Annotated in this window: 13 protein-coding genes, 1 tRNA gene and 1 pseudogene; 7 read left to right on the forward strand and 8 right to left on the reverse strand. The window is 66.9% G+C overall.

Features of this window, described 5'->3' with window-relative positions; genetic code table 11:
* Window positions 1-861, forward strand: an 861-nt coding sequence (locus CA236_RS14195; protein WP_164518952.1) for a ferritin-like domain-containing protein, incomplete at its 5' end; no start/stop codon positions are given.
* Between the two features lie 88 nt (window positions 862-949).
* Here the strand turns inward: CA236_RS14195 and CA236_RS14200 are convergent.
* On the reverse strand, window positions 950-1,654 hold the full coding sequence (locus tag CA236_RS14200; protein WP_046411519.1) for an RlmE family RNA methyltransferase: 705 nt from the start codon (window positions 1,652-1,654) through the stop codon (window positions 950-952).
* Window positions 1,651-2,643, reverse strand: coding sequence for a Ppx/GppA family phosphatase (locus CA236_RS14205; RefSeq protein ID WP_241212681.1), 993 nt, complete (start codon window positions 2,641-2,643; stop codon window positions 1,651-1,653). Before CA236_RS14205 ends, CA236_RS14200 begins: the two co-directional genes overlap by 4 nt.
* A gap of 238 nt (window positions 2,644-2,881) precedes the next feature.
* On the opposite strand from CA236_RS14205, the gene CA236_RS14210 reads away from it, so the two are divergent.
* The 4 genes from CA236_RS14210 to CA236_RS14225 all read left to right on the forward strand — a co-directional run bounded on the left by CA236_RS14210 (window position 2,882) and on the right by CA236_RS14225 (window position 4,852).
* Window positions 2,882-2,955, forward strand: a tRNA-Gln gene (locus CA236_RS14210).
* A gap of 96 nt (window positions 2,956-3,051) precedes the next feature.
* Window positions 3,052-3,531, forward strand: coding sequence for an EF-hand domain-containing protein (locus CA236_RS14215; RefSeq protein WP_241212671.1), 480 nt, complete (start codon window positions 3,052-3,054; stop codon window positions 3,529-3,531).
* On the forward strand, window positions 3,528-4,664 hold the full coding sequence (gene tgt / locus CA236_RS14220) for a tRNA guanosine(34) transglycosylase Tgt (RefSeq protein WP_125946086.1): 1,137 nt from the start codon (window positions 3,528-3,530) through the stop codon (window positions 4,662-4,664). The genes CA236_RS14215 and tgt overlap by 4 nt, the downstream gene beginning before the upstream one ends.
* A 2-nt stretch (window positions 4,665-4,666) precedes the next feature.
* The gene (locus CA236_RS14225) at window positions 4,667-4,852 is read left to right on the forward strand and encodes a hypothetical protein (protein ID WP_046411525.1); all 186 of its coding nucleotides are present in this window, start codon (window positions 4,667-4,669) and stop codon (window positions 4,850-4,852) included.
* A gap of 125 nt (window positions 4,853-4,977) precedes the next feature.
* On the opposite strand, the gene CA236_RS14230 is transcribed toward CA236_RS14225, so the two are convergent.
* The 3 genes from CA236_RS14230 to CA236_RS14240 all read right to left on the reverse strand — a co-directional run bounded on the left by CA236_RS14230 (window position 4,978) and on the right by CA236_RS14240 (window position 8,157).
* Window positions 4,978-6,177: an acyl-CoA dehydrogenase family protein gene (locus CA236_RS14230; RefSeq protein ID WP_046411527.1), complete on the reverse strand. Its 1,200-nt coding sequence runs from the start codon at window positions 6,175-6,177 to the stop codon at window positions 4,978-4,980.
* 20 nt (window positions 6,178-6,197) lie between these two features.
* Window positions 6,198-7,295 (reverse strand): acyl-CoA dehydrogenase family protein, encoded by a 1,098-nt coding sequence (locus CA236_RS14235; RefSeq protein WP_125946087.1) that lies wholly within the window; start codon window positions 7,293-7,295, stop codon window positions 6,198-6,200.
* Between the two features lie 73 nt (window positions 7,296-7,368).
* Window positions 7,369-8,157 carry an SDR family NAD(P)-dependent oxidoreductase gene (locus CA236_RS14240; RefSeq protein ID WP_125946088.1) on the reverse strand — a complete coding sequence of 263 codons (789 nt, stop codon included), beginning with the start codon at window positions 8,155-8,157 and terminating at the stop codon, window positions 7,369-7,371.
* 133 nt (window positions 8,158-8,290) lie between these two features.
* On the opposite strand from CA236_RS14240, the gene CA236_RS14245 reads away from it, so the two are divergent.
* Window positions 8,291-9,085, forward strand: coding sequence for an enoyl-CoA hydratase/isomerase family protein (locus tag CA236_RS14245; RefSeq protein ID WP_231023644.1), 795 nt, complete (start codon window positions 8,291-8,293; stop codon window positions 9,083-9,085).
* A pseudogene (locus CA236_RS14250) lies at window positions 9,082-9,690 on the forward strand (SDR family NAD(P)-dependent oxidoreductase); the annotation flags it as partial. The gene CA236_RS14245 and the pseudogene CA236_RS14250, both read left to right, overlap by 4 nt.
* 205 nt (window positions 9,691-9,895) lie before the next feature.
* Here the strand turns inward: CA236_RS14250 and CA236_RS14255 are convergent.
* The 3 genes from CA236_RS14255 to CA236_RS14265 are packed head-to-tail and all read right to left on the reverse strand — an operon-like array spanning window position 9,896 to window position 12,627.
* A complete protein-coding gene (locus CA236_RS14255) occupies window positions 9,896-11,125 on the reverse strand; it encodes a cyclopropane-fatty-acyl-phospholipid synthase family protein (protein ID WP_125946089.1) in 1,230 nt (409 codons plus the stop codon).
* A gap of 51 nt (window positions 11,126-11,176) precedes the next feature.
* Window positions 11,177-11,932, reverse strand: coding sequence for a molybdopterin-dependent oxidoreductase (locus tag CA236_RS14260; RefSeq protein WP_125946090.1), 756 nt, complete (start codon window positions 11,930-11,932; stop codon window positions 11,177-11,179).
* Entirely contained in the window at window positions 11,929-12,627 is a 699-nt protein-coding gene (locus tag CA236_RS14265) for a cytochrome b/b6 domain-containing protein (protein ID WP_241212672.1), read from the reverse strand. The genes CA236_RS14260 and CA236_RS14265 overlap by 4 nt, the downstream gene beginning before the upstream one ends.
* Window positions 12,628-12,666: the final 39 nt, after the last annotated feature.

Below are 12,666 nucleotides of genomic sequence, written 5' to 3' on the forward strand. Positions count from 1 at the left end.
GGCCCCTCTCCTACCCCGCCGGCCTTGACCGATCAGGACGTCCTGAACTTCGCGCTGCAGCTCGAATATCTGGAGGGCAATTATTATTCCTATGCGGTCTCCGGACAGGGCATCCCCGCCGCGCTGCAGACCGGCACGGGCGCACAGGGCAATGTCGTGACAGGGACGGGTCCAGGCGCGGCACGCCAGGTGTCCTTCACCGATCCAGTGGTTCAGCAATATGCGCGCGAAATCGCCTTTGACGAGATCGGCCATATCACGTTCCTGCGCGGCGCCCTGGGCAGCGCAGCGACGGCGCAACCCGTCATCAACCTGTCGGGTAGCGCCACGGTCACGGTGGGCAATGCAACGCCGGTTGGCGCCTTCACCGCGGCGGCCCGGGCGGCGGGCGTGGTCGGGCCCAACGCCATCTTCGATCCCTTCGCCAATGACGAGAACTTCCTGATCGGGTCGTATCTCCTCACCGACGTCGGGGTCAGCGCCTATCGCGGCGCGGCGCGGCTCATCACCAACAAGACCTTCCTGGAGGCATCGGCCGGCATCCTCGCCACCGAATGCTACCATGACGGGGTGATCCGGGCGGAACTGTGGCGGCGCGGGCTGACCGTACCCGCCATCTACGATGCCGTCGCGCGGATCTCCGCCGGGCGCGACGCGCTCGATGGCTCGTTCGATCTCGATCAGGACATCGGCAATGCAGCGGTCGCCAATCTGGTCCCGACCGATCCGGGCGGCCTCGTCCTCGGGCGAACCGGGCGGCAAGTGCTGAACGTCGTCTATCTCAACCCGGCGGCTACGCAGGGCGGCGGCTTCTTCCCCTCGGGTGTGAACGGGACAATCCGTGACAGCGGCGGCCCGTAAGCCTCGTCAGCCTTAGCCAGCGGCGGCCGCATCACCTCCCCCGTGATGCGGCCGCATTTGTTATGGAGCCTGCCGGTTCCGCGGCCGATCAATCCTGATCGGCGTCGCTTTCGTCTCGCTCAGCCACGTCGCCGCGCCGGCCCTTGAAGCCCTGCGCCACGACGAACCACTCCACCGATCCCTTGCGGCTCGACGGCGGCTTGGCGTGTTTCACCGTGGCAAAATTCTTCTTCAGCAGCGCAACCAGCGTCGAATCCGCACCCCCGGCGAAAACCTTGGCGACGAACGTCCCGCCCGGCTTCAGCACGCTGATCGCAAAGTCGCTCGCCGCCTCGACCAGCGCCATCGTGCGCAACGCATCGGTCTGCGGATGGCCGACGGTGTTCGCCGCCATGTCGGACAGCACGATGTCGGGTGCACCGCCCAGTTCGGCGATCAGCCGATCGGGTGCTTCGTCCGCCATGAAGTCCATCTGCAGGATCGTCACGCCGTCCAGCGGGTCGACCGGCAACAGGTCGATGCCGACCACCGCCGCCCCCGGCAGCTTGCGCCGCACCACCTGGCTCCACCCGCCCGGCGCCATGCCCAGGTCGACGATCCGCTTGCCGCCACGCAGGAAGCCGAAGCGCTCGTCCAGCTCGATCAGCTTGTACGCCGCCCGGCTGCGATACCCTTCGGCCTTGGCGCGCTTGACGTACGGATCGTTCAGCTGCCGCTCCAGCCAGCGCGTCGACTGCGCCGTGCGCCCACGCGCCGTCTTCACGCGCGTGCGAAGTCCGCCCCCACCCCTCATGCCGCAGACGCCATCAGGCGGCGAAGGATGCCCTCGCGAATGCCACGATCCGCCACGCCCAGCCGCTCGGCTGGCCACAGGTCCAGGATCGTCTCCAGGATGGCGCATCCTGCGACGACCAGATCGGCGCGTTCGCGGCCGATGCACGGCAGCTTCGCGCGCTCGGCGATCGGCAGATGCGCCAGCCGCTGGCTGATCGCACGCATCGACGCCGCCGGCGCGATCAGCCCGTCGACCTGCGCACGATCATACCGGTCCAGCCCCAGGTGGACGCTGGCCAGCGTCGTTACCGTCCCCGACGTGCCCAGCAGCCGCCGTGGCCCCTCGACCTTCGGCAGCCGCGCGGCAAAGGGCGCAAAGCTCTCGCGCACCAGGTTGCACATCCGCTCATAGGCGCTCGCCAGGCCCGCCGCGCCATCACCGTCGCCGCCGCCAGCGCTCTCGGTTAGCGACACGACGCCCCAGGGCGCCGAATGCCAGTCGATCACCGTCGGCACCGTGGTCGATGTGTCGATCAGCACCAGTTCGGTCGATCCGCCGCCAATGTCGAACACCAGCGCCGGGGCATTGCCCGGCTCCAGCAGCACATGGCAGCCAAGCACGGCCAGCCGCGCCTCTTCCTCTGCCGATATCACGTCGAGATGAATGCCCGTTTCCCCATAAGCGCGCTCGATGAACGCGGGTCCGTTAATGGCGCGCCGGCACGCCTCGGTCGCGACCGATCGCGCCAGCGTGACGTTGCGCCGTTTCAGCTTGTCGGCGCAGATCCGAAGCGCGCCGATCGTCCGTTCGATTGCCGCGTCCGACAGTCGCCCGCTGGTCGCCAGCCCCTCGCCCAGCCGGACGATTCGCGAAAAGGCGTCCACCACCGCGAAACCATCGCCCTGCGGCCGGGCAATCAACAGCCTGCAATTGTTGGTGCCGAGATCCAGCGCGGCATAATGGCGCGCGAAATGCTGGCGAAAAGGGGCCGATTGGTGACCCTCCAGTGCCGAACGGGCGCGGCGATGATCGCGCCGGTACGGCAGGTCGGCGTGATGATGCGCCACGTGCCGTCGTCTTTCTTTTGTTCTTCCGTCGCGGGTTGGCCCGCCCGGTGCTTGGTAGCGAAGCTAGCGTGCACCGCCCCCCACTGCAACCCGCGCACGCAATCAGGTGCTTGACCTTGCGAAACAGCGGGATTAGAGGCGCCCTCCTGTCGCTGCTTCATCGCTGCGACGCGGCTGTTGCCCGATCCTCTAATGGTAAGAGAGCGGACTCTGACTCCGTCAATCAAGGTTCGAATCCTTGTCGGGCATCCACCTTTCTATCTTCGCCGGCGCACAAAGGCCGCTGACGTTCCTGCTGGCAAGCCACCACGGCGCCCCCTGTTTTCCTGAATAGCGCGCGGGTTGCCCATGCTGATCCTGTCCTTGCTGCTCCAGGCAGCGGTTGCCACGCCCACGCCCGGCCTGCCGCCTCAGCCACCCGCAACCATGGTGGTGGAACCGGTCGGCATGCTGATCGCGACCTTCGACACCGATGGCGACGCCCGCGTTACCAAGGCGGAGCTTGAGGCCGGCGTTCGCCGCACCTTCGAGGCGATGGACACCGGTCGCACCGGCTCGCTTGGCTATATCGCCTTTGCCGATTGGGCGGAGCGGTATCTGGGCGATCGCAATGCCCTGCCCAGCCCGTTCGAGACTGATCGCAACGCCGACAACCGGATCACGCTGGATGAGCTTCAGGCAACGCTGGCCGGCTATTGCGCGCGTTTCGATCGCGATCGCGACGCGGTCGTGACTCGGGCCGAACTGCTCACCATCCGCGCCAACGCCACGCGCTCAACCCCCGATCTGCCGCCCGACGGCAAGAAGAAGAAGCGCTCCCGCCGATGACCGATCGTTTTGCCTTCACCATCGCCGCCACTGACGGTGCTGCCCGCACCGGCAGCATCGCGATGCACCGCGGCACCATCCGCACCCCCGCCTTCATGCCGGTCGGCACCGCCGCCACGGTGAAGGCGATGAAGCCGGCCGATGTCGAGGCGGCGGGCGCGGACATCATCTTGGGCAACACCTATCACCTGATGCTGCGCCCGGGCGCGGAGCGGGTCGCGCGGCTCGGCGGCCTCCACCGCTTCATGGGCTGGGACAAGCCGATCCTGACCGATTCGGGTGGCTATCAGGTGATGAGCCTGTCCGATCTCACCAAGCGGTCCGAGGAAGGCATCACCTTCAAATCGCACCTCGACGGTACCCGCCACCTGCTCAGCCCCGAACGCTCGATCGAGATCCAGCGGCTGCTCGGCTCGAACATCGTCATGGCGTTCGACGAACTGGTGCCGACCACGTCGACGCGCGAGGTGCAGGCCGCGGCGATGGAGCGTTCGATGCGCTGGGCACGCCGCAGCCGCGACGCTTTCGACAGCGGCGGCGATCATGCCGCGCAGAACGCCATCTTCGGCATCCAGCAGGGCGCGCTCGACGAGGGGCTTCGCCGCACCTCCGCCGACGCGCTGATCGACATCGGCTTCGACGGCTATGCGATCGGCGGCCTCGCGGTCGGCGAGGGGCAGGAGGCGATGTTCGCCTGCCTCGATTTCGCCCCCGGCCAGCTACCCGCCGATCGCCCTCGCTACCTGATGGGCGTCGGCAAGCCTGACGATATCGTCGGCGCGGTGGAGCGCGGCATCGACATGTTCGATTGCGTGCTGCCGACCCGCTCGGGCCGCACGGGCCAGGCGTTCACCCGCTCGGGTCCGATCAACATCCGCAACGCGCGTTTCAACGAGGATCAGGGTCCGCTTGATCCCGAATGCGGCTGCCCGACCTGCGCCACCTGGAGCCGCGCCTATCTCCATCATCTGGTCCGCGCCGGCGAAATCCTCGGCGCCATGCTGATGACCGAACACAATATCTTCTTCTACGAAACGCTGATGGCCGACCTGCGCTCTGCGATCGCCGAACAGAGGCTCAAAGCCTTTGCCGATGCGTTCCGGTCGCGGTACCAGCGCGGCAAAGGAGAGTAAGCGTGTCTGACGAACCCAACGAAATTCTCGCCGCCGCCGCTGCCGCCAAGCAGCATGAAACCGCCGCCAAGGATGCCAAGGCCGCGCGTCAGAAGCGTGGCTGGGATCTGGGCAAGATCGGGCTCGGCGTCGGCATCGGCTCCGCCGCCATCGCGGCCGCCGTCCTCTTCACCCGCAAGAAGGACTGACGCGACAACGGGCGTGCGCCGGTTCGGCCAGCGACACGCCCTCGCTTCTGTTTGCGCCGCCGCGACGGCGCCCCGGTCGAGCGGCGATCATCCCCGCGGCACGCGGATCCGATCACCGCTCCCCCTCAGCCCGCCAGATCCTTGAACGCGGCATCCTTGTCCGTCCGGATCTCGCCCGGCAGGCCAAGCACCCGCTCGGCGATGATGTTCTTCAGGATCTCGTCGGTGCCGCCCGCGATGCGCAGGCCCGGCGCGTTCATCACCGCGCCTTGGAATAGCCCCTTCAGCGGCAGCAGCGCGGGATCGTTGATGATCCCATACTGATCCTCCGCCTCGACCGCGGCATTGCCCAGGTCCTGAAGCACGTTGGCGGCGATGATCTTGCCGATCGAGCTTTCCGGCCCCGGCGTCTGCCCGCGGCTCAGCGCGGTCATCGTGCGCATGCGGGTGTTCTTGAGCCCCTCGGACTGGACGTACCAGTCAGCCAGCCGCTGGCGGAACGCGCTGTCCTTGATCAGCGGGCCGTCCGCCGCGTCCAGATCCTTGGCCAGCGCCAGGATCTCCTTCGGGCTCGCTCCGCTCGCCCCGCCGACCGCGAGCCGCTCGTTCATCAGCGTGACCAGCGCGACCTTCCAGCCGTCGTCCACCGCACCCAGCCGCTGTGCGTCGGGAATGCGAACGTCGGTGAAATACACTTCGTTGAAGTTCGAGCCGCCCGACATCTGGTGGATCGGCCGAATTTCGACGCCCGGCGATTTCAGGTCGAGCCAGAACATCGTCAGGCCCTTGTGCTTGGGCACGTCCGGGTTGGTGCGCACCAGGACGATGCCATAGTCCGAATAATGCGCGCCGGACGTCCACACCTTCTGGCCGTTCACCACCCAATCGTCGCCGTCACGCACCGCGCGGGTACGGATCGCCGCCACGTCCGAGCCACCGGCGGGCTCGGAGAACAATTGCGACCAGATCTCCTCGCCGCGCAGCGCCGGCCCGACGAAGCGCTTCTTGGTGTCGGCATCGGCGAACGCCATCACCGTCGGCACGCACATGCCAAGGCCGATGGTGAAATAGCCGTACTGAACGGGGAACTTGGCCTCTTCCTGGCCAAAGATCACCGACTGGATCGGCGTGCCGCCGGCCCCGCCCCATTCCTTGGGCCAGGTGATCTGCGCATAGCCCGCCTCGGCCTTGCGCCGCTGCCATGCCTTGCCCGCCGCCATGTCGTCGGCGTGGTTCATCGCCTTGTGCTCGGCGACGTTCTTTTCCAGCCAGGCGCGCGCCTTGGCGCGATAGTCGGCTTCTTCCGGGGTATCGTTGAAGTCCATCTCGCTATCCTCTCACGCGCTCAGGCGGCGTTCTTCATTTCAAGCTGGCTCACCAGCCGCTCACGCCACGTCGCGGGCGCACCCGCCACGAGGCTGAGCTGCCGCGAGCGACGGTAATAAAGCTGCGGGTCCGCTTCCCAGGTGAAGCCGATGCCGCCATGCGTCTGGATATTTTCCTTGGCGGCGAACCAGAACGCCTCGCTGGCCGCGACGCGCGCGGTCGCCGCCGCCAGCGGCAGCTCGCCCGCATCGGTATTGAGCGCCCAGGCGCCGTAATAAGCGTTCGACCGCGCGATCTCGTTCTTCACATAGATGTCGGCCAGCTTGTGCTTGATCGCCTGATAGCCGCCGATCACGCGCCCGAACGCCTGACGATCGAGCGCATAGGCCTTAGCCATCTCCAGGCACTTGTCCGCGCCCCCGACCTGCTCGAACGCCAGCAGGATCGCCGCGCGGTCGAACACCGCCTGCATCGCCGCGATGCCATCCTGATCTCCCAGCCGCTCGGCCGGGGCGCCCGAAAAGGTGAGCTTCGCGGCCGACCGCGTCGGGTCCAGCGTCGTCAGCACCTCGGCCGACACGCCCTCGCCCTTCTCGACCAGGTACAGCCCGTCCTTCGCCAGCACCACAATCAGGTCAGCGACATCGCCATCGGTCACCGGGATCTTCTCGCCGGTCAGCTTGCCCCCCGACACGCTGGTCTTGATCGAGCGCGCCGTCACCGGCCCCTTGCCCTCGGCCGTCGCAAAGGCACCGATCACCTCGCCGGCGGCGATCTTCGGCAGCCACTTGGCCTTCTGCTCCTGCGAGCCGAACTTCATCAGCGCCTCGGCGACGAAATACACCGTGGAGGCGAACGGGATCGGCGCGCACGCACGGCCCAGCTCCTCGGCCAGCGCGCACAATTCGACATGGCCAAGGCCAAGCCCGCCGAACTCCTCGGGGATCGCCGCGCCCAGCCAGCCCTGCTCGGCCACGCCCTTCCACAGCGCCTCGTCATAGGCGCGGTCGTCATTGTCGAGCACGCCGCGAACCACCTTGGCGTCGCACTTCGCGGCGAGGAACTTGCGCGCCTCGTCCTTCAGCATCTTCTGGTCGTCGGAATAATCGAAGTTCATCTAAACTCTCCCCGCCCGCGCCGTTCGTGCTTCGGCCATGCCCAGCACGAACGGGAAGCTGCCATCCTGTTGGTTACTTCGGCTGCATCCGGATCGCGCCGTCCAGCCGCACGTCCTCACCGTTGAAATAGCCGTTGCGCAGCATCTCGACCGCCAGCGCGGCATATTCTTCCGCCATGCCCAGCCGTTTGGGGAACGGCACCATCGCCGACAGCGCCGCCTTCACCTGCGGCTTCGCGCGCGCCAGCAGCGGCGTGTCGAAAATGCCCGGCAGGATCGTGTTGCAGCGGATACCCTCGGCCGACAGGTCGCGCGCAACGTTCAGCGTCATGCCGATCACGCCCGCCTTGGCGGAGGCATAGGCCACCTGCCCGATCTGTCCTTCCTCGCCCGCGACGCTGGCGGTGTTGACGATCGCCCCGCGATCCCCGTCCTCGGTAGGGTCCAGCGTCATCATCCCGGCCACCGATCCGACGATGCAGCGGAACGATCCGACCAGGTTCAATTCCAGCGTCTTCTGGAAATTCTCGATCGGATAAGGGACGATCGATCCGTCCTCCTTCGACCGCGCCACCGTCTTGTTCGGCCCGCCGAAGCCGCCGCCCGCGCAATTCACCAGCGCACGCTCCTGGCCATTGGCGGCGCGCGCCTTGGCAAAGCCGGCGTCGACCGATGCCTGGTCCATCACATCGACTTCGCAGAACACCGCGCCGATCTCCTCCGCGACGCCCGGACCGATCTCGGCATTCTTGTCGAACAGCGCGACCTTCACGCCCTGCGCGCGCAACGCCTTGGCGGTGGCCAGCCCCAATCCCGAGGCACCCCCGGTGATGACGGCAGCAATATCCGGTCCGAGCTTCACGCCCCTCTCCCCTAAACTCCTGGCGGCGGCCCCATTGGCCGTCCGCGATTGCAGGATAACTTTAGTTATGTAGAGTGCGCCGTCAACAAGCATCGCAACAAGCATGAGTGGGAGAGGCATCGTGGAATATGAGATGATCTCGGTCGAGCGCCGGGGCGAAGTCGACTGGGTGACGATGAACCGCCCGCACGTCCTGAACGCGCTCAACGATCGCCACGTCGAGGAGCTGAACCACTATTTCGGCGCGCTCCACAAGGATCGCGACTGCCGCGTCGTCGTGCTGAAGGGCGCCGGCCGCGCCTATTGCGCCGGCCTCGATCTGCAGGAGGGCGGCCGTTCCGAATTCGACACGATCGATCGCCTCGCGCACCAGCGCTCGATCGCCGAGATCGTGATGAAGATGCGCTATTGCCCGCAACCGATCATCAGCCTCGTCCACGGCCCCGCGTGCGGCGGCGGCTTCGCCATGGCGCTGGCGTCGGACATCCGCATCGCCGGCGAATCCGTCCGCATGAACGCCGCCTTCATCCGCATCGGCCTTTCCGCCTGCGACATCGGCGTCAGCTACTTCCTCCCCCGCCTGGTCGGCGCGAGCGTGGCGGCCGAATTCATGCTCACCGGTAATTTCATCACCGCCGATCGCGCGCTTGCCACCGGCCTCGTCAGCCGCGTCGTGCCCGATGATCAGATGGAGGAAGCCGCCGCCCCGCTGATCGAACAGATGCTCACCACCTCGCCGATGGGCCTGCGCCTCACCAAGGAATGCCTGCGCATGTCGATCGACGCGCCCAGCCTCGAGGCAGCGGTGGCGATGGAGGACCGCAACCAGATCCTGTGCGCGACCTCCCCGGATTTCGGCGAAGGGATCAAGGCGTTCTTCGAGAAGCGCCGCCCCGATTACACCAAGAAAAAGGAGCAGGCTGCATGAGTGCCAAGAGCGAGAGGGGACTTCAGGGACGCGTTGCACTGGTAACCGGCGGGGGCCGCGGCATCGGGCGCGAGATCGCGCTGCGACTGGCGCGGGACGGCGCCGACGTCGCGGTGAACTACCGCCGCGACGCCGAGGCCGCCGAGGAAGTCGTGCGCGAGATCGAGGGCCTCGGCCGCCGCGCCAAGGCCTATGCCGGCTCGGTCGACCGGTTCGAGGATTGCGAGAAGCTGGTCGACGCGGTCGTCGCCGACTTCGGCGGCATCGACATCCTCGTGAACAACGCCGGCATCGCCAGCCGCGGGCAGAGCGTCGCCGATACCGACCCGGCCGAGTTCGAGCGCGTCATGCGCACCCACTGCTTCGCGCCGCATTACATGTCGAAGCTGGTCCTCCCCTCGATGCGCGAGCGCGCGAAGGAAAAGGGCCGCGGCGACATCATCATGATCTCCAGCGTCGCGACACTCTACCACGCCCCCAATGGCGCGCCTTACTCGATGGGCAAGGCCGCCGCAGAGGCTCTGGCGCTGGTGCTGTCGAAGGAGGAGCGCGGCAACAACATCCGCACCAACATCGTCGCCCCGGGCCTCACCGTCACTGACATGGGCGAACGGCTGGCGAAGGCGACGCGCGGCCATCCACGATCTCGCCGCGCAATCACCCTTCGGCCGCGTCTCCACCCCGGCGGATGTCGCCGCGGCGGTCGCCTATTTCGTCTCGGCCGATGGCGAATATGCCAACGGGCAGAAGATCAACCTCCACGGCGGCGGCTGATCGGGCACGCCATGCCGGGCTCGCCCGGCATGGCCGTCATTCGGCGCGCAGGCGCCGCTCCTCCTCATAGATATAGTCGCGCGTCACCGGCACGGAGAATCGCCCGCGCGTCAGCTGCACCTGGTAATTGCACAGGCCGCCATGCCGGAACGCCGCCGCCGCCCCGGCGAGGTAGAAGGTCCACATGCGGAAGAACTTCTCGTCATACAGCGCGACGATCTCGTCCTTCGCCGCCACCGTGCGATCGTACCAATGGTCCAGCGTCCAGGAATAGTGGACGCGCAGCACCTCGATATCGGTCGGGAACAGCCGCATCCCCTCGTAACCGCGAACGATCTCGCTCAGCGCCGGGTTGTAGCCGCCGGGGAAGATGTATTTCAGCGTAAACTGGTCGGTCACGCCCGGGCCGCCCAGCCGCCCGATCGTGTGCATCAGCATCACGCCATCCTCGGTCAGCAGCTCGCGGCACTTCCCGAAGAAGGCGCGATAATGTTTCACGCCGACATGCTCGAACATGCCGACCGACACGATCCGGTCGAACTGCCCGGTCACGTGGCGATAATCGATCAGCTCGAACCGCACCTTGTCGGCAACGCCCGCTTCCTCGGCACGGCGGCGCGCGACCTTCAGCTGTTCTTCCGACAGCGTCACGCCCAGCACCTCGGCGCCGGTCTTCTGGTGCAGGTACAGCGCCATCCCGCCCCAGCCGCAGCCGATGTCGAGCACGCGCATCCCCGGCTTCAGCGCCAGCTTGGCGGCGATATGCGCCTTCTTGTCGGCCTGCGCCTGCTCCAGGCTGTTCGCCGGGTCGGTGAAATAGGCGCAGCTGTACTGCCGGTCGGCGTCGAGGAAGAGGTCGTAGAGGCGATCCGACAGGTCGTAATGATGCGCCACGTTGCGCTTGGACGCGCGCTCCATGTTGATCCGGCCGAAGCGATGCGCCGCCGCCGCGACCGCGCGCCGCAGGGGGCTCGCCGCCAGCGCCGACCGCCCGTCCTCCCACGGGTCGTTGGACGTCAGCAGCTCGACCAGCGCGCGGATATCGCCCTGCTCGATCACCAGCCGGCCGTCCATGAACGCCTCCGCCGCGCCCAGCCCGGGGTCGGACACGATCGAGCGCCCGACATTCTTGTCGGTGAAGCGGATCACCACATCGGGGAAGCCGGCTTCGGACGTGCCGAAGGTCTTGGTCGCGACATCGGGACGATGGAGGGTCAGGGTACCGCGTGTCACCGCGCGCGAGAGAAACAGATCGATCAGCGCCATGGGCCACCTGCTAGCCGCCTCGTCCGATCGTTACCAGTACGTACCTACCCGTCAGATCCCGGCATACCAGTCATAGTCGACATTATCCTCCCAATAGCCGCCCCTGCCCTTGCCGATCCCGGACAGGCTGGCGACCGCGGTGGCGCGCATCAGATATTTGGCGTGCTTGTAGCCCAGTTGCCGCTCGACCCTGAGGCGGCATGGCGCCCCGTTCATCACCGGCAGGAAGCGGTCGTTCAGCGCCCAGGCCAGGATCGTCTGCGGGTGGAACGCGTCCACCAGATCGATCGATTCATAATAAGGCGCGCCGCCATACATGTCGGCGCAGGTGAACACGATGTAGCGCGCGCCGTCGCGCATCCCCGCCGCCTTCAGCACATCGCCCAGTTTCGGCCCCTGCCATTTGGCGATCGCGCTCCACCCCTCGACGCAATCGTGCCGCGTGATCTGCGCGCGCTGCGGAAAGGCGGCAAGGTCGGTCAGCGCCAGCGACAGCGGCCGTGCCACCAGCCCATCGACCTGCAATCGCCAGTCGGCGAACCGGCCCTCGCGCAGCGCATTATATTCGGGCGTTCCCGGGTCACGTGTGCCGTTGGGCCGGAAGAAGGGCGATCTTTGCTCGGGCGTGAATTCGGGCGCCAATGCGTTGCGGTCGACCAGCGCGCGTTGCAGCCCGCGCTGCATGTCCTCGCCCATGAACAGGATGCGGCGCGCGGCGGGATGCTCGATCACCCTGTCACACCCGGCGAGCAGCGTCGCGCCCCCTGCCACGCCGCCGGCGATCAGGTCGCGTCGTCCGACGATCATGGCCGCGGCTCCTCGGGCACCCGCCACCAGCCGGTGATCATCGCGCGCACCTCGTTGACCGGCCCGGCAAGGATCACCAGCGCCAGATGGCCGACGATGAACACGCTCAGCCCCACCATGCACAGGAAATGGATCGACCGCGCCGATTGCCGCCCGCCGAACAGGTCGAGCATCCAGGGGAAGCCGGCGTTCATCATCGGCGACAGCGCAATCCCGCTAAAAATCACCAGCGGCAACAGCACGAACACGACCGTCACGTACGACAGCTTCTGGAAGATATTGTACGCGGTCGGATCGGCCGGATCATGGAAACGCAGCGCCAGATGCTCGCGCACGTCCGCGGCCAGGTTGTGCGGCGACAAGTCGCGCCGCCGCACCCGCAGGTCCCGGGCGAAATGCCGGTTCAGCAGGCTGACGATCATATAGGCCAGCAGGCCAAAGCCCAGCACCAGCGCAAAGAACAGATGCCAGCGCCGCGACAGCGCCAGATTGTAGTTCGCCGGGATCGTCAGCCAGGCGGGAAAGCGCGGCAGCTCCAGCCACGCCGCATCGAAGTTCGCGCCATAGCGCCCCCAGTACAATCGCGGATGCGCGTTGGAGATGCCCAGCCCCGATCCGATCAGCACGAAAATCGCAACCGCATTGATCCAATGCCACAATCGGGTGGCGAGACGGTGGCGGAAAACGGCGCGCATCGGCCGCAGGCTACCATCATTCCGCGCGGCGTCCATCCG

This window comes from Sphingomonas sp. ABOLG (assembly GCF_003950435.1).
Taxonomy (GTDB): Bacteria; Pseudomonadota; Alphaproteobacteria; order Sphingomonadales; family Sphingomonadaceae; genus Sphingomonas; species Sphingomonas panaciterrae.

What these genes read in the sequence shown, in the direction of transcription:
- CA236_RS14200 (WP_046411519.1), bottom strand. Translation starts at nt 1,654, where the DNA reads ATGAGGGGTGGGGGCGGACTTCGCACGCGCGTGAAGACGGCGCGTGGG.
- CA236_RS14215 (WP_241212671.1), top strand. Translation starts at nt 3,052, where the DNA reads ATGCTGATCCTGTCCTTGCTGCTCCAGGCAGCGGTTGCCACGCCCACG.
- tgt (WP_125946086.1), top strand. Translation starts at nt 3,528, where the DNA reads ATGACCGATCGTTTTGCCTTCACCATCGCCGCCACTGACGGTGCTGCC.
- CA236_RS14230 (WP_046411527.1), bottom strand. Translation starts at nt 6,177, where the DNA reads ATGGACTTCAACGATACCCCGGAAGAAGCCGACTATCGCGCCAAGGCG.
- CA236_RS14235 (WP_125946087.1), bottom strand. Translation starts at nt 7,295, where the DNA reads ATGAACTTCGATTATTCCGACGACCAGAAGATGCTGAAGGACGAGGCG.
- CA236_RS14245 (WP_231023644.1), top strand. Translation starts at nt 8,291, where the DNA reads ATGATCTCGGTCGAGCGCCGGGGCGAAGTCGACTGGGTGACGATGAAC.
- CA236_RS14255 (WP_125946089.1), bottom strand. Translation starts at nt 11,125, where the DNA reads ATGGCGCTGATCGATCTGTTTCTCTCGCGCGCGGTGACACGCGGTACC.
- CA236_RS14260 (WP_125946090.1), bottom strand. Translation starts at nt 11,932, where the DNA reads ATGATCGTCGGACGACGCGACCTGATCGCCGGCGGCGTGGCAGGGGGC.
- CA236_RS14265 (WP_241212672.1), bottom strand. Translation starts at nt 12,627, where the DNA reads ATGCGCGCCGTTTTCCGCCACCGTCTCGCCACCCGATTGTGGCATTGG.